The organism is Campylobacter sp. CNRCH_2014_2849 (assembly GCF_025772845.1).
In the GTDB taxonomy this organism is placed as follows: Bacteria; Campylobacterota; Campylobacteria; order Campylobacterales; family Campylobacteraceae; genus Campylobacter_D; species Campylobacter_D lari_D.
The window spans coordinates 1-18,982 of record NZ_JAKMSW010000013.1 but is presented as its reverse complement, the minus strand read 5'-3'; the positions used below and the strand labels follow the sequence as shown (position 1 = coordinate 18,982).

The window sequence follows — 18,982 nt, the reverse complement described above, 5'->3', positions numbered from 1 at the left end:
AAAGAAAGAATTGATACCTTTTTGGATTGCTTGCAAAGGGGATAGATAATAAGAGATGATGAAGTAGAGTATGATAACACTTAAGGCAACCATGATACTTACAACAATTGTTTGTATTGTTGCTGTTTTGAAAATAGGCTCATTTATAACATCAGCACTTTCGGTGCTACAAACAAGGTAAGAAGATATTTTAGCACATATACCTAGCCTTTCTTTTCCTTTTAATCCATATTCAAAGAAAGAATAATTACCATTTTGTTTGTGTGCATTTAATACCGGTCCATGATCTACCGATGGATCTAATAACTGTTTGTTTTTAGCAACAAATATCTTTCCATTTTCATCAAATAAAAAGCTATTACCAGGCATATTTTCAAAATTTTCTTGAAGCTCTTTTACTGGAATATCAACCCCAATAATTCCTACAAAATTACCATTTTTATATATAGATTTAGTATATGTTATTACATATTGATTTGTTGCTTTATCAATATAAGGAGAAGTGATGAAAATATCTTTATTTTCTTTGGCTCCAATATACCATGGTCTAGTTCTAGCATCATAGTTGATATTTTGTCCATAAATTTCGATATTTTTATTATTTTTATCACTAGTATCATTACTTACAAGATTTTCTCCATTATCTAAACTTATAAAAGCAGATAAAACTCCAGAAGCTTTTCTATATGATTTTAAAATAGAGCCAACATTATCTATCAAAGCTTGTTCGGAATTTAATTTTTCATATGGAAATTCCAAAATTGTTTTTTCCAAATTTAAAATTAAATCACTATTGTGCTTTCGAAATGTTTCTAAAGAAGTTCGAGCAACTTGTAAAATATCATTTTGCCTTTTTAGCTCATTATCATAAAGGTATGTTTTGGTAAAGTAAAAACTTAACACACCTAAAATAATCAAACTTAGCGCAGTGAAAAAATTTGCCATTAAAGACAATTTAACTTTCAAAGTGTTAAACATAATTTCCTCCGTATTTTATTTTTGTAATTTTAATTTTTAAAAATTAATTATCAATTAATATTTTTTTTAATTAATTTTTTTGCTTTTTCCCACAATCTCACTCCCAATTCTTTTGCATTGTTTTTATCTAAATTTTTATATTTATGGCTTGCGAGTTTTTCGAGTTCATTTAACTCTTTAGCTAAGATATTGAGTTTGCTTTGTGCTAGCTTGCTAAAATCATCAATTTTTGGATTTTGTTTAATTTCATTAATTTTGATAAGAATTTGCTCTCTGTTTTCTTGTATTAAGCGTTTAAATTTGGCAAATAAAGTGTCAAATTTATTTTCTAATAAATCTTTAAGTATATCTTTTACGGGATTATTAAATTCTAATGATATTTTTTTAAGCATTTGGATAAATTCTTGCTCTATGTCTATAAGCTCTTTTTCTTTATTTTTTAAATCATGTTCTAAAGCGCTATATGCAAAGCTTGATTTAAATTTTTCAATCGCCAAAGAAATTCCTTCTTGTGTCCCATAAATACTTCCTATACATAAATCATAAGCAAAAGCCTTTGATTCGTTAGCAAGTTCAAAAGCAGCATTTAAAACTACTTGGGATATTTTTAAAATTCTTTCTTTTTCAAAGCTTCCTTCACAAATTGCATTAAATACAAGGTTTTTAGCAATTTCACAAGATGTAAGTTCTATGTTTTCACCTTTTTCTAAAGTTGTGATAAAAGCACTCTCGGCAGTTTCTTTTAAAAGGCCTAGTATTTCTATATCATAAAGCATTGCATCATTGATACTTATATTAAATTCATTTAAATTTAAATCTTTTAAAGTCTTTTCTAAATCAAAAAAGTTATCGCAAATTTTGTGTTTAATGGTGTTTTTTTGTTCTTCTATTTTTACTTTTAATTTGCCATATTCGTTAATATAAACAAAAAATGCTTTTTTATCTTCTTCAACTCTAGCTTTAATAATACCTTGGATTATTTTGGAAATATTTTCTTCATTTATAAGTCCAAGTTTTTCTAATACTTTAGAAAAGATAGCAAAAAGCTCTTCATTGCTAGTATTTTCAAAACTAATTTTTTTATAACTTAGATTAAAAACAAGCTCACTAATTAAGTTTGGAATTTCATTTTTTTCACAAGCTAAGAGAGAATTTTCAAAAATTATGGCTAAATTTTTCATATTTTTCCTTTTTTATAATACAAATTTCGCTTTACTTTTTAATTGATTAAAAATATTTAAACGATCATCTTTACTATCGACATAAACACTTAAAAGATAACTTTTATATGTTCCTTGTTTGCTAGTATTTGAGATTTTATATTTAAATTCTCTTTCATTGAGTATTTGGGTGAAAATTTCTAAAGCATCAACTTCAGCTTCAAAAACGACTTTATAATCCCAAAAAGTAGGGTAGTTTATAATAGGTTCTTTTTTAAGATCGCAGATATTTACCACTTTTTCCTCCTTCTTTGCTTTCTAAAACTATATCAGTAATTTGCATACTTTTATCAATAGCTTTAACCATATCATAAATAGTTAAAAGCCCAATACTAACAGCTGTTAAGCTTTCCATTTCAACCCCTGTTTTTCCTTCGCATTTTACGGTTACAAAGAGTTGAAAAGAACATTCTTCTTTGTTTTCTTCTATATGGGTTTGTACTTTTGAGATCATTAAAGGATGACACATTGGGATAAGATTTGAAGTTTGTTTAGCTCCCATTATGGCTGCTGTGATGGCAGTTTGTAAAACAGGCCCTTTTTTAGCTTTGTTTTCAATGATAGCTTCAAATGCTTCTTTACTCATGTATATTTTACCGCTTGCACAAGCTTCTCTTTGGGTAATATCTTTTTGACTTACATCTACCATTTTGGGGTGATTTTTTTCATCTAAATGCGTTAAATTCATATTTTTCCTTAAGTAAAGTTTGAAAAATTATACCAAAATGTATATTTTTATATTAAAATACTACTAAAAAATTTTAAAGGATTTGCAATGGCTTATGATGATGAAGAATTTGAAAATTATGATGATGAAATGTATGATGAAGCAGATGATGATACTTATGCAAATAATCAAAGATCATATAATTATGATGATGATGATTATGAATACGATGATGATTATAGTGATGATGATACTTATGAGATGGATTAATCGTGGGTAAAAATCTTACTAAAAAAGACATAAAAGTTTTGAGTCTTTCTTCTTTGGGAGGGACTTTAGAATTTTACGATTTTATCATTTTTGTATTTTTTGCAAGTTATATTTCTAAAAATTTTTTTCCTGAAGATTTAAGTCCATTTTGGAAAATGTTTAATACTTATGGAATTTTTGCCGCAGGATATTTAGCTAGACCACTTGGTGGTATAATCATGGCACATTTTGGCGATAAATTTGGTCGTAAAAAAATGTTTATGCTTAGTATTTTACTGATGGTTGTGCCAACTTTTATGCTTGCTTTTATACCTACTTATGAAAGCATAGGATATTTATGTATAGTATTTTTAATATTTGTAAGGATTTGTCAAGGTATAGCTATAGGTGGGGAATTACCTGGTGCTTGGGTTTTTGTTTTTGAGCATGCTCCAAATGGACAAAAACGCACTTATCTTGGATTTTTAACAGCTTCTGTAGTAGGTGGAATTTTGCTTGGAAGTTTTGTATTTTTAATGATGAATAAGCTTTTTACACAAGAAGAACTTTATGAATGGGCCTGGAGAATTCCATTTTTCTTAGGAGGAATTTTTGGGATTATTTCTGCTTATTTGCGTAAATTTTTACAAGAAACACCTGTTTTTGAACAAATGAAAAAAGATAAGGCTTTAGAAAAATTCCCTTTAAAAGAAGTATTTAGAAAAGCTAAGCTGGGCGTTGTACTTTCTATGTTGATAACTTGGGTTTTGACGGCTTGTATTGTTGTGATGATTTTAACTATACCTTCTTTTATGGCAAAAATGTTAAATATTGATGCAAGCGTTCAAACTTACATACAAATGTTTGGTATAGTTTTGCTTGTAATTGGTTGTATATTAAGTGGAATTTTGGCTGATAAAATAGGTATAGTAAAAGCTTGTATGATTTTTTCGCTAGGATTTTTCTTAACTTGTTTATTTTATTTTAACGCTCTTTATGCTAAAACACCTGATTTTAATTTAGTGAGTGTGTACTATTTAAGCGCTTGCTTTTTTACCGGAGTGATGAATTTTTGTCCTTTGATGATGAGTGAGGTATTTGATGCTAAGATTAAATTTTCAGGGCTTAGTTTTTCTTATAATATAGCTTATGCAATAGCTGGTGGGTTTACTCCGCAACTTGCTTTATTTTTACACACTATTGCTTTGGGAAATTTAGAAAATATTGCTCGTTTTTCTTTAGGATTTTATATGTTTGCTATGGCTATAATTTCGCTTGCTTGTGCTTTGATATTTAAATATCTTAGTAATACCCAACGCACATACTCTCAGTGATTTTAATGCGTTTTTCCAAAGGAGTAGGACTGAAAAAATGGCATTTTTCGATATAAATATTATAACTATAATCTAAATTTAAAAAATCGTAAAATGCCTTTAAATTTACAAATTTAACCCCACAAACTTCTTTTATATCTAAGATTTTATAAATTTGAGAATTGTTTTTTTCTACCAAATGTGATGGAGCTAAAGTAGTAAATGAGCAAAAGGCACTTGCTAATACAAAGCCACTTAGATTTTCACATTTTTGTATAAGATGTTGGTGTTTTTGTAAAATACTTTTTTTATGTAAAAATACCACTCTTGTACCTTGATAGCGTGCTGCCTGAACATTTTTCCAAAATTTATAAGCATTTTTAGAAATATTTGCTAATTGGTGTAATTGTATATTTAAAATATAATTATCCAAGAATTGATTGGGTGGTAAAATAGTATAAGTCATATTTTTTCTTTAAATTTGTTTTTTATGATTATACTAAAAATTGACTTTTGTTTATATTTTTGCTTTATAAATTCAATACAATTATCCAAAATTATTTTGAAGGAAAAACATGAAATTTGATACTATTAATCATGATGGTATAAAAAAACTTATGGATGTTTTTTATGCAAAAGTTAGAACAGATAAGGATTTAGGGCCTATTTTTAATGAAAAAATTGGTATAGATGATGAGAGCTGGAAAAAACACAAAGAAAAAATAGCAAGTTTTTGGGCAGGGATGTTTTTAGGTGATCCAAGTTATAGCGGTTCTCCTTTGAGAGTTCATCATGAACTACCTTCATTTCCAAGAGATTTTTTTGATGTTTGGCTTAATCTGTTTGATGAGAGTTTGCAAGAAGTTTTTGAAGATGAACCAAGAAGTATTATTATAGAAAGAGCTAAAATGATAGCTCAAAGATTTCAAATGATTATTTATGATCACAGATTTGCTTAAGAGTTTTTAAAAACTCTTAGCGATAGTTAAAGGTATGTAAATTTTCACCTTGAGAGTATTTATAACTATATTTTCCATCAAGATAAATTACTAAACGATAATATCCTTTATGTGATCCAAATACAACTTTTCTAACATGAGCAGTATTAACTTGTAAAGTTTTTGTATTGAAATTTTGCTTTTTAGCAAAATCTATAATGATTTTAGTTGGATCTCCTATAGATAAATGTCTTAGCATTCTATCTTCGGTTTTGATATTAATCTTATTGTTATAAAAGCTAATAGAAATAAAATTATAAATATTTCCACTAAAAATTGGTGTTTCAATGTTTAAAGTGGTATTGTTTTCTTCTGTTTTAGTGTTTTTTACCCCTTGTTCTTGTGGCACAGTAACAGAAACATCAAGTATAGGTGTGGCATTTGGACTTTTGGCTTTTATAAATGAGTAAGTATCATGCCAATTGATACTTTTGTATATATCTAGAGTAGTTTGCTCTTCAGAGCCATCAAGATTAATATAAGTAATAGTAATATTTTTTAAAATTCTTGCATCAGAATTAAAAGTAAAATCCTGTCTTTGAAAAGGACTAAGTTTTACAAACTCGGTGTTTTGTTGTTCTGAGTTATTGTCAAAAGGATTATCTTTTGCATTTAAAAATACACAGGATAATAAAAATAGTAAAAAAAATTTAATTCTCATGCGAATTTTCTCCTTTAAGTCTTAAAAGCTGTAAGTATTCTTTTTGAGCTTGAGCATTTTTAGCTTTTAAGGTTACTATGTTTTTCTCTAAAATTTTTTGCTCCTCTTTAAGCGATAATAAAACATCTAAAGAGGATTTGCCAAAAAACATATTACCAAAATACATAGCAACAATAATAGCTACAAATGATAATGCAATAGTTTTTATTAGATGATGACGAGCCTCCTTCTTTTTAGAATGCTCATCATACTCTTTTAATAAATCACTCAGAGTTTATCTCCTAAATACTCATCATTATCAAGTTCGATTTCTAACAAACGATTATATTTAGCTGTTCTTTCACCTCTTGCTAGAGCTCCTGTTTTGATTTGTCCTGTATTAAGCGCTACTGCAAAATCAGCTATAAAAGCATCTTCGCTTTCCCCGCTTCTATGACTCATAATACATCTGTAATTATTTCTATGAGCTAGTCTTACTGTTCTCATAGTTTGAGTGATTGTTCCGATTTGATTAGGCTTAATCAATACAGCATTTGCCATATTTTTCATGATACCTTCTCTTAAAATATCTTCATTAGTTACAAACAAATCATCACCCACAAGTTGAATTTTATTGCCAAGCTTTTGAGTGAGTTTAATCCAACCTTCATAATCATCTTCAGCCAAACCATCTTCAATGCTAAAAATAGGATATTTAGCACATAATTCTTCATAGCGAGCAATCAAGTCTTCACTTGAGAAAACTTTACCCTCTAAATGGTATTTACCATCTTTATAAAGCTCACTACTTGCTACATCTAGTGCTAGTTTGATTTTATTTTCATAGCCTGCTTTTTTAATACAAGTCATTAAAAGATCAAGAGGTTCAGTGTTGTTTGCTAAATTTGGTGCAAAACCGCCCTCATCGCCTAAGGCAGTAGAGTGACCTAGATTAGCTAATTCTTTTTTCAATACTGCATAAATTTCACAAACTGATCTTAGCCCTTCTTTAAAGCTTGAAAAACCAAAAGGCATAATCATAAATTCTTGAAAATCTACGCTATTGTTTGCATGTGCACCACCGTTGATGATATTACACATTGGCACAGGTAATACACTTGCATTTGCTCCACCTAAGTAACGATATAAAGGTACGCCTAGCGCATTAGCAGCAGCGCGTGCTGTTGCCATAGAAATTCCTAAAGTTGCATTTGCTCCTAGATTAGAGTAGTTTTTTGTGCCATCAAGCTCTAAAAGAGTATTATCTAGTTGGGTTTGATTAAAAGCATCAAGCCCTATAATATTTTCAGCTATGGTGCCATTGATATTTTCAATCGCTTTTAAAACACCTTTTCCGCCAAATCTCTCATCATTGTCTCTTAATTCTAAAGCTTCTTTTTTTCCTGTGCTTGCACCACTTGGAACGATAGCACTGCCCACACTGCCATCGCTTAGCATGATTTCAGCTTTAATGGTAGGATTACCTCTACTATCTAAAACTTCAAAAGCTCTTAAATCTTCAATAATCAACATTATTCTTCTCCTTCATCGTCTTCTTTTGCGCCCAAAATCATACTATCTATACCGATTGAGTTTTGTATAGCTTGAGTAATTTCATCTGCAATAGCTGGATTTTCTTTTAAAAAGGCTTTAGCATTTTCTCTACCTTGACCAAGTTTAGAAGCCTTGTAAGAAAACCATGCACCACTTTTATCAATAATATCAAGTTTTACACCATAATCTATTAGCTCGCCTTCACGACTTACACCCTCACCAAACATCACATCAAATTCAGCTTGTTTAAAAGGAGGGGCTACTTTGTTTTTAGCCACTTTTACTTTAACACGGTTTCCAATAGGCTCATCATTTTGTTTTAAGGTGGCTGTTTTTCTTACATCTAAACGCACTGAAGCATAAAATTTTAAAGCATTTCCGCCGGTAGTTGTTTCAGGAGTGCCATAGCCCATCATGCCTATTTTCATACGAATTTGATTGATGAAAATTACAGTAGTGTTCATTTTATGAACGATACCGGTTAATTTTCTTAAAGCTTGACTCATTAATCTTGCTTGAAGACCTACATGTTGATCCCCCATATCACCTTCGATTTCTGCTTTTGGGGTAAGTGCAGCAACGCTATCTACCACTATTAGATCAATGGCTCCGCTTCTTGCTATAGTTTCAACGATTTCTAAGGCTTGTTCTCCAAAATCTGGTTGAGAGATGTAAAGATTTTCTGTATCAACACCTAAATTTTTTGCATATCTTACATCAAGAGCGTGTTCAGCATCAATAAATGCACAAACTCCACCTTTTTTTTGACATTCTGCTATGATGTGTAAGGTAAGTGTAGTTTTACCTGAACTTTCAGGTCCATAAATTTCTATAATTCTTCCTTTTGGAACCCCACCAATTCCTAAAGCTAAATCAAGTCCAACAGAACCTGTAGGAATAGAATCAATTTTTTCAACTTCTTTATCGCCAAGTCTTAAAATAGTACCTTTTCCAAAGGTTTTATCAAGACTTTTTAAGGCTGCATCAAGTGATTTTCTTTTATTATCATCCATGCTTGTTAATCCTTTTATAATATGTTTAAAATTGTATCAAAAAGAAATTTAATATAAGTTTTTATTTTGAATTTTGCTAAAATACTTTTTTAAATTTTTCAAGGAAAAAAATGAATAAAAAAATTAGCGTAGCGCACTCTCCTGATGCTGATGATATTTTTATGTATATGGCGATTAAATTTGGTTGGGTTGGAAATGCTTATGAATATGAAAATACAGCCTTGGATATACAAACTTTAAATGAGCTTGCATTAGAAAATATATACGATGTTAGTGCGATATCTTTTGCGCTTTATCCTTTAATAGCTAGCGAATATGCTTTGTTAAAAACTGCGGTGAGTTTTGGTGAGGGTTATGGGCCAAAGCTTATTAAGAAAAAAGATAAAAAATTAAAGCCAAATTTTAAAGTTGCTTTAAGTGGAGCACACACTACTAATGCTTTAATCTTTCGCATAAAATATCCACAAGCTAGAATAATTTATAAGAATTTTTTAGAGATTGAAAAGGCTGTTTTAGAAGATGAAGTTGATGTGGGAGTGCTTATACATGAGAGCATTTTAGAATTTGATTCTAGTTTGTGTGTTGAGGCTGAACTTTGGGATATTTGGCAAGAATTAGCAAAAAATGATTTACCTTTACCTTTAGGTGGTATGGCCCTTAGAAGATCTTTACCGCTTAGTGATGCAATAGCGGTTGAAAAAGATTTGATTAAAGCAGTAGAAGTAGCCGATCATAATAGAAAAATCTTAGCCTCCATGCTTTTAGAGCGTAATTTAATACGCGTTGATGCACAAAAACTTGATGTGTATTTAAATTTATATGCAAATAAAAACTCTATTAATATGAATGATAAACAATACAATGCCATAGATAAGCTTTTTGAGCTTGGATATAATCATGGATTTTATGAGAAGTTAATAAAAAGTAAAGATCATCTTATCCCTAGTGAGTATGAAGAATTTAGAAATTCTTGATAGAATTTAAATTTTTAAGGAGAAAATATGGAAAGTACTTTAGTAGCCTTGGGTGTACAAACTTTTAAAATCACACTTATGCTTTCTTTACCTATGCTTTTAGCAGGGCTTATTGCAGGGCTTATTATAAGTATTTTTCAAGCTGTAACGCAAATTAACGAAGCCACGCTTTCTTTTGTGCCAAAAATTTTACTTGTTGTTGTGGTAATAGTATTTTTAATGCCTTGGATGATAAGTTCTATGATTGATTTTACAACTAATATTTTAAATCAAATTCCAAGCTTTATTAGATGATTATTGATTTTTCTAAATATTCTTCTGTGCGTATAGGTGAGAGCTTTGAAGTGCAAATACTTGAAGAACCTTGCGAATTTGATGGTTTTTTAATAGGTGGGGCAAATAATCTTTTAATCTCTCCAAAACCCAAAAAACTTGGAATTTTAGGGAAAAGTTTTGATTATATTAAAATTTTAGAGCAAAATGAAAAAGGTATGTTTTTAGAGATAGGCTCTAGCGTGAAATCTTTTAAAATATATCATTTTGCTAAAGAAAATAACTTAAAAGGCTTTGAGTTTTTAAGAAATATCCCAGGGACTTTGGGCGGTATTTTAAAAATGAATGCAGGATTAAAAGATGAGGATATTAGCAAAAATTTAATTAGTATTTGCACTTTTAATCAAGAAATTTTAAAACAAAATATTGCTTTTGCTTATAGGTTTAATCCTATTAAAGAAGTGATGTTTAGCGCGAAGTTTTTTTTAGAATATGGATTTGACCCAGTTAAAGATGAGCTTTTAAAAAATGCAAGAAAAAATCAACCCAAAGGTGCTAGCTTTGGCTCTATTTTTAAAAATCCCAAAAACGATCATGCAGGAAGGTTGATAGAAGCAGTTAATCTTAAAGGTTTTAGCAAAAATGATGCGATGTTTAGCAATGAACATGCAAATTTTTTAATCAATAAAAAACATGCTAGTTTTGATGATGCTTTATTTTTGATAGAGCTTGCTAAAAAAAGAGTTTTTGAAGAATTTGGGATTGTTTTAGAAGAAGAAGTGGTAATTATATAGTATTTTTAATATCTTCATAAACAATTTTAGCTATTTCATGGACTAATTCTTGATAAGATTTATTTTTATCATTTGTGCTAAATTGAGTATTGATAGTAAGGATTTTATGATCTTTTAGTTTTTTTGTTTTGGCATTAAAAAGTTTGTATTCTATGTCGGCTTTGACTTCAAAATTGGAAAAAAGCAAGAAATTTTGTTGGCTTGCTTGAATGCTTTTTAAATCTAGCAAAATAATAAAATCAGCCTTTTTGAAACGATTAAATTCTAAAAACTCACTTGCATTGATGAAATTTTTATTTGTTTGTAAGATATTTTGGCTATTGATATAAGTTTGATTTTCTTTTTGATTAAGTAAGGCAAAATTATTTTGCTCATTTAAAATAGCACTTAATGCTTTTAGTGTGTCTTTTGCCATACTTTTAGCATCGATTTTTAAATTTGAAAAATAAAAATTATATTCTTTTTCATAGCTTGGCACTAAAGCTAAGGTGCTAATGTGTGAGAGTTTATCATAATTTATATCTTGATCAAGATTGATGATATTAAAATCATCATTATTTTGTAATTTGATGATTTTTTTATTTGCAAAAGAATTGGCATAAATAGCACTTAAAAAACACAAAAACACCAAAAAAAATCTCACTAAAAACCTTTTAATTTAAATTCATTCTTAGCAAAAGCTATAAAACTTGGAAGTTTAAAATCAGGACTATTGTAGTTTAAGGCCTTTTTATCAAAATCGTATAAAATTCCACCATTTTGTTTGACTAAAAAATCTCCTGCAGCTATATCCCAAGCTTTTGGGCCACCAAAACGTGGGTAAATTCCAGCTTTTGCTTCAAGTAAATATACAAACTTTAAAGCAGATGAAACCTTAATGCCTTCAAGATGATTTTGAATAAAAAAATCTTCATTATTATCATGGTTTTTAGAGTAAAGGGCTATATTTTTAACCTTTTTGTATTGCTCTAAACTAAGATTTAAAATTTCATTATTTTTATAAACTTTAGTATGGGTATGTGCATAATAAAATGCATTATTTTCCACATCGCCTATAAGCGAAAGCACAGGAGTGTTTTTATGGATTAATGCGATTAAAACACAATATTCTTTATCTTTTTTAGCATAAGATTTAGTGCCATCAAGAGGATCTATTAGCCAAAAATACTCTAAATTTTTTCTTTCTTCATAAGAAAGTATATTTTCTTCAGAGCATATAGCTATATCGCTTGAAGCTAAAATTTCACTAATAGCTTCATTAGATTTTATATCAGCTAAACCTACCGGGGAATCATCATCTTTAAACCATAAGGTATTTTTGTCTTTATATTCAAACAATACCTTAGAGGCTTCCTTGCCTGCTTTTAAGGCTAATTCTAAAAGTGTGTCTAAATTTTTCATAAGAAAATTATAGCAAGTGAAAACAAATACTTAGTAGAGTTATTTTCTACTAAGATTATTGATAAATTTTATTAAACTAATAGCTAAAATTGCTTCAAGTAAAGCAGTAAGCACTAATCCTGAGTATATATCTTGAGTGATAATATTAGTTTGATAAGAAAGCGTAGCTACTGCGATAAGTAAGGTTAGTGGCATAGAATGGCTTAAGCCAAATAAAAAGGTATTTTTTAAACCAAGTATTTTTACAAAAGTCATAGCACAAAGTATTCTTAGTCCTATCATAAAGATAGTTAGTGAAAAAGCTATGATTAAAACTTGAGGGTTTAAAAGCATTTGGAGTTTAAAGCTTGAACCTATATAAATGAAAAATATAGGGATTAAAAAGCCATAACCAAAACTAGAAAGTTTATGCTCTAAGTCTTTTTTATGATCAAAAAAAGTAGCTATAAATGAACCCGCTATAAAAGCTCCAAGTGCAACTTCAAGTTTAAAATAAATCATAATCGCAACTATGGCTATGAAAATTGCCATGCAAAATCTTATATCTTTTTCATTTTGATCTTGCCAAGGCATGAGTATGGTTTTAAGTTGTGGATACCACCAAAAAAGTACTTCTAAAAATTTAAATCCAAAAATACAAAGTGCTAAAAATCCCACTAGGTATAATAAATTTTGAGTGAGTGAGAAAAGATCAGCACCTTTTCCCAAAAATGCCGCAGCTATGGTAAGCAAAACTATGCTCACAACTTCAGCTAAAGTGGCTACCACCATGGATACATTTAGCCACTCGCAATTTTTCCCAAAGTCTCTATAAAGCGTTGAGAGCAAACCCACACTCATAACAGGTATGATAATGACAAAAATATAAGAAATATCTATACTTTCAACCGCTAAAATACTAAAAACATATAAAAGTATGATGTAAATAAAAGCTTTATTAAGTAAGCTTCTTTCGGTTTTTAAAAAGGTTTTAAGATTGATTTCCATCCCTGCTATAAACATAAGATAGTAAAATCCTGCATTAGCTAAAAGCTTAAAATTTTCACTTTCTCCTATAAAACCTAAAAATCCTATAAAAGAGCCAAGCATAATTTCAGTGGCTGAAAGTGGGAGTTTTAAAAATTTAGCAATATAAGGTGATGTAAGCAAACATCCTGCTACGACTAATAAAATTTTTAAATCCGTAGCAGCTTGAGCATCAATGGCATGAGCTAGCAAAGCTAAATCCCATTTGTTTTAGTTTTTGTATGTCTTTGCTAGGTTCTTCGCCTTTAGTTGTAAGATAATCACCTACTACTATAGCACTAGCTCCTGCGTCAAAAATTTCATATTGTCTTTCTTTTAGCACTACTTCTCTACCACCTGCTACCATGATATGTGCATTTGGTAAGTCTTTTTTAGTATCTTTGATGATATTTAACGCCTCATCAGCATTTAATAAGTTTTGCTTGAGCTTTAAATTTTCATTTGGTATGAAAAAATTAATAGGTGAGGAAAAAGGATCAAGCTCTTTTAAACTTGTTCTAAAACTTTTTCTATCAGCTTCACTTTCTCCAAGACCATAAATTCCGCCACAGCAAAGCATTAAACCTGCTTCTTTAGCATAAAGATTAGTTTGAAATCTTTGCTCCCAAGTATGCGTAGAGCATATGTTTGGAAAAAATTCTTTAGAAGTTTCTAGATTATGATTATAAGAAAAAATTCCTGCTTTTTTTAATTCTTTGAGTTGTTCTAAATTTGCTATACCATTGCAAGCTATAAGTAAAAGTCCTTCTACTTCTTTTTGCACCGCATGAGCTACTTTGCACACATACTCAAGTTTTTCATCATCAAGTCCAGCACCTGCTGTAACTAAACAAAAACCTAAAGCCTCGTTTTTCTTAGCCATTTTAGCTTCTAAAACAATTTGATCTATATCTTTTCTTTTATATTTGTTGATATTAGTTTTTACATGAGCGCTTTGAGTGCAGTATTTACAATCTTCCCCGCACCCTCCACTTGCTATATTAGATATAGCACAAAGCATGATTTGCATTAAATTTCCTTTTTGATTTTGCATTTTAAGCACTCTAAAAATGTGCCTTTTTTAAGCTCTTTGATAATCAAAGTTTCGCCACATTTGCTACATTTTTCTTCACTTGGTTTGTATTTGCTTATATAGTTGCATTTTGGATAAGCACTACATCCATAAAATTTACCACGCTTAGAAAAACGCTCCACGATCTCGCCTTCTTGACAGCTTGGGCATTTCACGCCTATGGTATTGAGTTTTTTCTCGCTTTTTTCTTCATTTTGTGTTTCTTGTTTTAAATTTCTTGAGTATTTACATTTTGGAAAATTTAAACAAGCTATAAATTCTCCATATCTTCCTTTTCTTATAGCAAGCTCTCCACCACAATCAGGGCAGGTTTCATCTAGCTTTGTGAAAGTTTTTTGGCTTTTTATATTTTTTTTACCTTCATCAATTTTTCTCATAAAAGGAAAATAAAACTCTCTTAAAACTTCTTGCCAGTCCATTTTGCCTTCTGCAATGATATCAAGTTTATCTTCCATTTTAGAAGTAAAATCACTATCTACTATATCGCTAAAGTTTTGTTCTAAAACTTCTGTTACAACAAAGGCTATTTCATTAGGTATGATTTGCTTTTTATCTATACGCACATATTCTCTTGCACTAAGTAAAGAGATGGTTGGAGCATAAGTAGAAGGGCGTCCTATACCAAGATTTTCTAACTTTTTAACAAGCCCAGCTTCAGAATATCTTGAAGGTGGCTCGGTAAAATGTGAGCTTAATTCTATATTTTGTATATTTAGTATATCTTCTAGTTTTAAATTAGGTAAAATTTTATCTTTATCCATATCTCCATATACTTTATAATGCCCATCAAATAAAATTTTTCTACCGCTTATTTTAAAACTTGCTTCGTTTGATTTTGCATAGACATTTTGAGTTTGAGATATAGCAGGATTCATTTGTGAAGCTAAAAAGCGATTATATATTAAAGTATATAATCTTGCTTCATCTTTTTCTAAAAATTCACTTGCAAGTTTTGGAGTAAAGCTAAGATTAGTCGGTCTTATGGCTTCGTGTGCTTCTTGAGCGCCTTTGCTTTTAGTGGTATAAATATTTGCTTTGCTTGGTAAGTATTCTTTGCCAAAATCATTTTTGATGAGTTTTCTTACTTCTTCTAAAGCTTCTTTTGCGATGTTTAAGCTGTCAGTTCTCATATAAGTAATCACACCCATAATACCTTGATGGGTTTTTACACCCTCGTAAAGTTTTTGGGCAATCATCATGGTTTTTTTAGGGTTAAAACCTAGGCGATTGCTCGCGCTTTGTTGCAGGGTTGAGGTCATAAAAGGTGCTTGTGGAGCTATTTTTCTATCTTTACTTTCTATATCTTTTATTTTAAAGTTAGCATTTTTACAAGCTTCAAAGATGAGTTTGGCTCTATCTTCGTTAGTTAGACTTAGTTTTTCTATCTTTTGATTTTGAAATTCGACTAATTCAGCTTGCAAGTCTTTTTCAAAAATCATATCTATACTAAAGTATTTTAAAGGAATAAAAGCTTTTATTTCTCTTTCCCTATCGACGATGATTTTTAAAGCCGCACTTTGCACACGCCCTGCACTTAAGCCTTTTTGGATTTTTTGATTTAGTAAAGGACTTAATTTATAGCCTACTATACGATCAAGTAAGCGTCTAGTTTGTTGAGCATTGACGCTATTTACATTTAAAGATCTTGGGTTTTTTAAAGCATTTTCTATAGCGCTTTTAGTAATCTCATGAAAAACTATGCGTGGTAGGGAATTTTCATCTTTATTAATAGCCTTAGCTATATGATAAGCTATGGCTTCACCCTCACGATCCTCATCGGTTGCAAGGTAGATGGTTTTAGCTTTTTTAGCCTTTTCTTTGAGTTCTTTTACTAAACTTGAATGATCATTTGAAATTCTATATTCTGGTTTAAAATTTTCATCTTCTATTTTTATACCAAAGCTAGTTTTAGGTAAATCTCTAATGTGGCCTTTAGAAGCTATTATTTCATAGTCTTTACCTAGAAAATTACCTATGGTTTTAGCTTTAGCAGGTGATTCTACTATGATTAAATTTTTCATTATTTTCCTTATAAGGATTAAAATTAGTAAAAGTGTATAAAAAAAAGTTAAATTTTTTGCTTAGATGGATTTTTAAATAAAATGCAATTAATGATATAATTTTCTATAATTAAATTTCATAGGATATAAAATGTTTTTGCAAAAAAACTTACAAGCTTTAGAATTTACCAATAAACCATTACAAGAAAAAATTCTATCTTTAAAAGAAGAATTTATCGACATCTTTCCAAGTCAAACACCCTTTGTGCCTTCAAAAGATGATTTAATAAAACCTAATATATTTTTTTGCGGTATAGGAGATGGACTTTTTTTAAAAAAGCTTATTAATAAACATATTTTTATTTTTGATAAAGCAGAATTTTTTGCTAATGTTTTAAGCAAGATGGATTTAAGTCAAGAACTTTCAAGCGGAAAAATATATCTTTGTGATGTAGAAGAGAAAAGATTAGAAGAGTATCTTGTTTTGCTTTTTTCACAAAAAGATTGTTTTGAGTATTTAGGGCTTTTTAAACTTTTGCCTTATAGTGAATTTTATAACAATAGTCCTATGTTTGATTTTGTGTATCAAAAGTGCTTAGATGTGGTAAAAAGAGTGGTGGGAAATGTTGATACAAGTTTTACTATGGATGCTAAAATTTATAAACAATTTTTATCTAACATACCTTTAGTTTTAAAAAACATTCCTTTTCAAAGATTTATTTATGAAAATAAAGGAAAAAATAAAAGTGTTATTGTGGTGTGTGCAGGCCCTTCTTTAAATAAACAACTTAAGCTTTTAAAAACTTGTCAAGATGATTATGTGATATTTGCTTTAGATGCTACTTATAAAACTTTACTTAAGAATGAAATTTATCCTGATTTTGTTTTTTCTATGGATATTTACGAAGAATGTGCAAGTTTTTATGAAAATTTACCACAAAGCAAAAAAGAACCCATTTATATTATAAATGCTGCTGTAGATAAAGCTTTAATGCAAATTTTAGAAAATAAAAATCCAAAAATTTTTATTTTAAAAAATTTAGATTATCAACAAAAATTTAATTTAAATGATTTTGGCTATTTAGATATTGGTATCAATGTAGCTCATTTTGCTTATAATTTTGCTATAGCTTTGGGATTTACTAATGTAATCATGATAGGACAAGATTTGGCTTTTAGTGATGATGGGAAATCGCATGCTAACCCAGAAGTTTTTACATTTCATAATGTAGAAGAAGCTGAGCATAAAGCAGAAAAACTTCAAGTGTTAGCTTATAATAAGCAAGGTTTTATTCAAACTCATATAGGTTGGGATGAATTTAGAAAAAGATTGGAAGTTTTATTTTTATCTCATCCTGATGTTAAATTTTATAATGCCACAGAAGGTGGAGCTTTTATAGATTATACCATAGAGATGCCTTTTGAAAAGGTTTTAGCACTATATAAAGATAACAAACAAGATTATGTATTTCCAAATGTTTTAAGTATTAATAGACAAGAAAAATTATTAAAAAAATCTTTGGAAATTTTACAAAAAGATTATTTAGAGTTAAATGCTTTACATCAAAAAGCAAAAGATCTTTTAGTAATTTTGCAAAATCAAAACGCAGTTTTTAATGAGCAAATATCAAAGTTTATTTTTGATTTTAATGATTTATTAGATAATGCAAAAATTTTACAAAGTTTTATGTATAAACCATTATTTTATCATAGGGGCTTTTTTAATGTGAGTTTATATCAAGAGTCTCAAAATGCTTTATCAAGTTATATAGATTTTTTAAAAATATTTTTAGAATTTACAGCATTAAGTCTAGCAAGTATGGAAAATTCTATAAATGAATATAAAAATATATTAAAAGTATAAATTTTTTTATCATTTTTTCGATATAGCTTAAACAGCTGCATGGAAGCGGTTGAATTTATTTAAAAGGATTTAAAATGGGATTTCGTATAAATACTAATGTGGCATCTTTAAATGCTCAAAACAACGCAAATTTAAACTCAAGAGCATTAGATAGCTCTCTAAGCAGACTTAGCTCAGGTCTTAGAATCAACTCTGCAGCAGATGATGCTTCGGGTATGGCTATAGCAGATAGCTTAAGATCGCAAGCTAATACTTTAGGTCAAGCTATAAGCAATGGTAATGATGCTTTAGGTATTTTACAAACAGCTGATAAGGCTATGGATGAGCAGCTTAAAATCTTAGATACTATCAAAGTAAAAGCTACTCAAGCAGCACAAGATGGACAAACTACCAAAACAAGAAATATGCTTCAAGCTGATATAAATCGTTTGATGGAGCAACTTGATAATATTGCAAATCAAACTTCATTCAATGGTAAGCAGTTATTAAGTGGTGGTTTCGTAAATCAAGAATTCCAAGTAGGTGCACAGTCAAATCAATCTATCAAAGCAAGCATTGGTTCAACTCAAAGCTCTAAAATAGGTGTAACTAGATTTGAAACAGGTTCTCAAGCTAAAAGTAGCGGTGTAGCTCAACTTACTATTAAAAATTATAATGGTATAGATGATTTTAAATTCCAACCTATAGTGATTTCTACTTCAGTAGGAACAGGTATGGGAGCTTTGGCTGAAGAGATTAATAGAGTTTCTGATATCACAGGTGTTAGAGCAAATTTCTTAGTTGAAACTACAGGTGCTGGTAATATTAAGGCAGGCAAAACTGATCAAGATTTTGCTATTAATGGAGTAAAAATTGGTGAAGTTGAGTATAAAGATGGTGATGAAAATGGAGCCTTGATTTCAGCAATTAACTCAGTTAAAGATACCACAGGGGTAGAAGCTTCTAA

At 29.6% G+C, this 18,982-nt stretch carries 22 protein-coding genes; 8 read left to right on the top strand and 14 right to left on the bottom strand.

All coding sequences use genetic code 11. From position 1 onward, the window contains the following. From L8X33_RS07795 to moaC, 4 genes are all read right to left on the bottom strand, one after another. The coding region (locus tag L8X33_RS07795) for a cache domain-containing protein (RefSeq protein WP_263670395.1) at positions 1-978 on the bottom strand (978 nt) is incomplete at its 3' end. A gap of 50 nt (positions 979-1,028) precedes the next feature. Further along, complete coding sequence (locus L8X33_RS07790) at positions 1,029-2,159, bottom strand: hypothetical protein (RefSeq protein WP_133319953.1); 1,131 nt, start codon at positions 2,157-2,159, stop codon at positions 1,029-1,031. 12 nt (positions 2,160-2,171) lie between these two features. Continuing rightward, the gene (locus tag L8X33_RS07785) at positions 2,172-2,435 is read right to left on the bottom strand and encodes a DUF493 family protein (protein ID WP_133319952.1); all 264 of its coding nucleotides are present in this window, start codon (positions 2,433-2,435) and stop codon (positions 2,172-2,174) included. Further along, positions 2,413-2,886 (bottom strand): cyclic pyranopterin monophosphate synthase MoaC, encoded by a 474-nt coding sequence (gene moaC, locus L8X33_RS07780; RefSeq protein WP_133319951.1) that lies wholly within the window; start codon positions 2,884-2,886, stop codon positions 2,413-2,415. Before moaC ends, L8X33_RS07785 begins: the two co-directional genes overlap by 23 nt. 87 nt (positions 2,887-2,973) lie before the next feature. Here moaC and L8X33_RS07775 point away from each other — a divergent pair, with 87 nt between their 5' ends. Further along, positions 2,974-3,135, top strand: coding sequence for a highly acidic protein (locus L8X33_RS07775; protein WP_133319950.1), 162 nt, complete (start codon positions 2,974-2,976; stop codon positions 3,133-3,135). A gap of 2 nt (positions 3,136-3,137) precedes the next feature. After that, positions 3,138-4,448 carry an MFS transporter gene (locus L8X33_RS07770; RefSeq protein WP_263670393.1) on the top strand — a complete coding sequence of 437 codons (1,311 nt, stop codon included), beginning with the start codon at positions 3,138-3,140 and terminating at the stop codon, positions 4,446-4,448. Here L8X33_RS07770 and L8X33_RS07765 read toward each other — a convergent pair. Beyond that, a complete protein-coding gene (locus tag L8X33_RS07765) occupies positions 4,417-4,893 on the bottom strand; it encodes a cysteine permease (RefSeq protein WP_263659937.1) in 477 nt (158 codons plus the stop codon). The two genes, L8X33_RS07770 and L8X33_RS07765, sit on opposite strands and share 32 nt — an antisense overlap. A 109-nt stretch (positions 4,894-5,002) precedes the next feature. Here L8X33_RS07765 and L8X33_RS07760 point away from each other — a divergent pair, with 109 nt between their 5' ends. After that, the gene (locus tag L8X33_RS07760; RefSeq protein ID WP_263670392.1) at positions 5,003-5,386 is read left to right on the top strand and encodes a group III truncated hemoglobin; all 384 of its coding nucleotides are present in this window, start codon (positions 5,003-5,005) and stop codon (positions 5,384-5,386) included. Positions 5,387-5,402: 16 nt separating this feature from the next. Here L8X33_RS07760 and L8X33_RS07755 read toward each other — a convergent pair whose 3' ends face one another. From L8X33_RS07755 to recA, 4 genes are all read right to left on the bottom strand, one after another. Beyond that, positions 5,403-6,086 carry an AMIN domain-containing protein gene (locus L8X33_RS07755; protein WP_133319946.1) on the bottom strand — a complete coding sequence of 228 codons (684 nt, stop codon included), beginning with the start codon at positions 6,084-6,086 and terminating at the stop codon, positions 5,403-5,405. After that, positions 6,076-6,252, bottom strand: coding sequence for a hypothetical protein (locus tag L8X33_RS07750; RefSeq protein WP_263660827.1), 177 nt, complete (start codon positions 6,250-6,252; stop codon positions 6,076-6,078). The genes L8X33_RS07755 and L8X33_RS07750 overlap by 11 nt, the downstream gene beginning before the upstream one ends. 101 nt (positions 6,253-6,353) lie before the next feature. Then, positions 6,354-7,598 carry a phosphopyruvate hydratase gene (gene eno / locus L8X33_RS07745; RefSeq protein WP_133319944.1) on the bottom strand — a complete coding sequence of 415 codons (1,245 nt, stop codon included), beginning with the start codon at positions 7,596-7,598 and terminating at the stop codon, positions 6,354-6,356. Then, complete coding sequence (recA, locus tag L8X33_RS07740) at positions 7,598-8,632, bottom strand: recombinase RecA (RefSeq protein ID WP_087700900.1); 1,035 nt, start codon at positions 8,630-8,632, stop codon at positions 7,598-7,600. The genes eno and recA overlap by 1 nt, the downstream gene beginning before the upstream one ends. A gap of 110 nt (positions 8,633-8,742) precedes the next feature. Here recA and L8X33_RS07735 point away from each other — a divergent pair, with 110 nt between their 5' ends. Genes L8X33_RS07735 through L8X33_RS07725 form a run of 3 tightly spaced genes read left to right on the top strand, consistent with a single transcriptional unit; the run spans position 8,743 to position 10,673 of the window. Then, the gene (locus L8X33_RS07735) at positions 8,743-9,606 is read left to right on the top strand and encodes a menaquinone biosynthesis family protein (protein WP_263666932.1); all 864 of its coding nucleotides are present in this window, start codon (positions 8,743-8,745) and stop codon (positions 9,604-9,606) included. Between the two features lie 27 nt (positions 9,607-9,633). Next, positions 9,634-9,900 carry a flagellar biosynthesis protein FliQ gene (gene fliQ / locus L8X33_RS07730; protein WP_012660903.1) on the top strand — a complete coding sequence of 89 codons (267 nt, stop codon included), beginning with the start codon at positions 9,634-9,636 and terminating at the stop codon, positions 9,898-9,900. Beyond that, complete coding sequence (locus L8X33_RS07725) at positions 9,897-10,673, top strand: UDP-N-acetylmuramate dehydrogenase (protein ID WP_263666931.1); 777 nt, start codon at positions 9,897-9,899, stop codon at positions 10,671-10,673. The genes fliQ and L8X33_RS07725 overlap by 4 nt, the downstream gene beginning before the upstream one ends. Here L8X33_RS07725 and L8X33_RS07720 read toward each other — a convergent pair. From L8X33_RS07720 to topA, 5 genes are read right to left on the bottom strand one after another with little or no spacing between them, the layout of a single operon-like run. After that, complete coding sequence (locus L8X33_RS07720) at positions 10,666-11,316, bottom strand: hypothetical protein (protein WP_263666929.1); 651 nt, start codon at positions 11,314-11,316, stop codon at positions 10,666-10,668. The genes L8X33_RS07725 and L8X33_RS07720 overlap by 8 nt on opposite strands. Next, on the bottom strand, positions 11,316-12,074 hold the full coding sequence (locus tag L8X33_RS07715) for a 3'(2'),5'-bisphosphate nucleotidase CysQ (protein ID WP_263670390.1): 759 nt from the start codon (positions 12,072-12,074) through the stop codon (positions 11,316-11,318). Before L8X33_RS07715 ends, L8X33_RS07720 begins: the two co-directional genes overlap by 1 nt. Positions 12,075-12,113: 39 nt before the next feature. Then, positions 12,114-13,292, bottom strand: coding sequence for a cation:proton antiporter (locus tag L8X33_RS07710; RefSeq protein WP_263666927.1), 1,179 nt, complete (start codon positions 13,290-13,292; stop codon positions 12,114-12,116). Further along, entirely contained in the window at positions 13,273-14,109 is an 837-nt protein-coding gene (locus L8X33_RS07705) for a biotin synthase (RefSeq protein ID WP_263660821.1), read from the bottom strand. The genes L8X33_RS07710 and L8X33_RS07705 overlap by 20 nt, the downstream gene beginning before the upstream one ends. Further along, entirely contained in the window at positions 14,109-16,193 is a 2,085-nt protein-coding gene (gene topA, locus L8X33_RS07700; protein ID WP_412175231.1) for a type I DNA topoisomerase, read from the bottom strand. The genes L8X33_RS07705 and topA overlap by 1 nt, the downstream gene beginning before the upstream one ends. Positions 16,194-16,323: 130 nt before the next feature. On the opposite strand from topA, the gene L8X33_RS07695 reads away from it, so the two are divergent. Together L8X33_RS07695 and L8X33_RS07690 are read left to right on the top strand one after the other, a co-directional pair. Beyond that, positions 16,324-18,036 (top strand): motility associated factor glycosyltransferase family protein, encoded by a 1,713-nt coding sequence (locus L8X33_RS07695; RefSeq protein WP_263670389.1) that lies wholly within the window; start codon positions 16,324-16,326, stop codon positions 18,034-18,036. Positions 18,037-18,110: 74 nt separating this feature from the next. Then, positions 18,111-18,982: flagellin hook IN motif-containing protein (locus L8X33_RS07690; RefSeq protein WP_318529722.1), on the top strand; the 872-nt coding region annotated here is incomplete at its 3' end.

Coding starts and splice junctions, on each gene's coding strand:
- L8X33_RS07760 (WP_263670392.1), top strand. CDS start 5,003: ATGAAATTTGATACTATTAATCATGATGGTATAAAAAAACTTATGGAT.
- moaC (WP_133319951.1), bottom strand. CDS start 2,886: ATGAATTTAACGCATTTAGATGAAAAAAATCACCCCAAAATGGTAGAT.
- topA (WP_412175231.1), bottom strand. CDS start 16,193: ATGAAAAATTTAATCATAGTAGAATCACCTGCTAAAGCTAAAACCATA.
- L8X33_RS07790 (WP_133319953.1), bottom strand. CDS start 2,159: ATGAAAAATTTAGCCATAATTTTTGAAAATTCTCTCTTAGCTTGTGAA.
- L8X33_RS07735 (WP_263666932.1), top strand. CDS start 8,743: ATGAATAAAAAAATTAGCGTAGCGCACTCTCCTGATGCTGATGATATT.
- L8X33_RS07775 (WP_133319950.1), top strand. CDS start 2,974: ATGGCTTATGATGATGAAGAATTTGAAAATTATGATGATGAAATGTAT.
- L8X33_RS07765 (WP_263659937.1), bottom strand. CDS start 4,893: ATGACTTATACTATTTTACCACCCAATCAATTCTTGGATAATTATATT.
- L8X33_RS07705 (WP_263660821.1), bottom strand. CDS start 14,109: ATGCAAATCATGCTTTGTGCTATATCTAATATAGCAAGTGGAGGGTGC.
- L8X33_RS07750 (WP_263660827.1), bottom strand. CDS start 6,252: ATGTATTTTGGTAATATGTTTTTTGGCAAATCCTCTTTAGATGTTTTA.
- L8X33_RS07755 (WP_133319946.1), bottom strand. CDS start 6,086: ATGAGAATTAAATTTTTTTTACTATTTTTATTATCCTGTGTATTTTTA.
- L8X33_RS07695 (WP_263670389.1), top strand. CDS start 16,324: ATGTTTTTGCAAAAAAACTTACAAGCTTTAGAATTTACCAATAAACCA.
- fliQ (WP_012660903.1), top strand. CDS start 9,634: ATGGAAAGTACTTTAGTAGCCTTGGGTGTACAAACTTTTAAAATCACA.
- recA (WP_087700900.1), bottom strand. CDS start 8,632: ATGGATGATAATAAAAGAAAATCACTTGATGCAGCCTTAAAAAGTCTT.
- eno (WP_133319944.1), bottom strand. CDS start 7,598: ATGTTGATTATTGAAGATTTAAGAGCTTTTGAAGTTTTAGATAGTAGA.
- L8X33_RS07725 (WP_263666931.1), top strand. CDS start 9,897: ATGATTATTGATTTTTCTAAATATTCTTCTGTGCGTATAGGTGAGAGC.
- L8X33_RS07715 (WP_263670390.1), bottom strand. CDS start 12,074: ATGAAAAATTTAGACACACTTTTAGAATTAGCCTTAAAAGCAGGCAAG.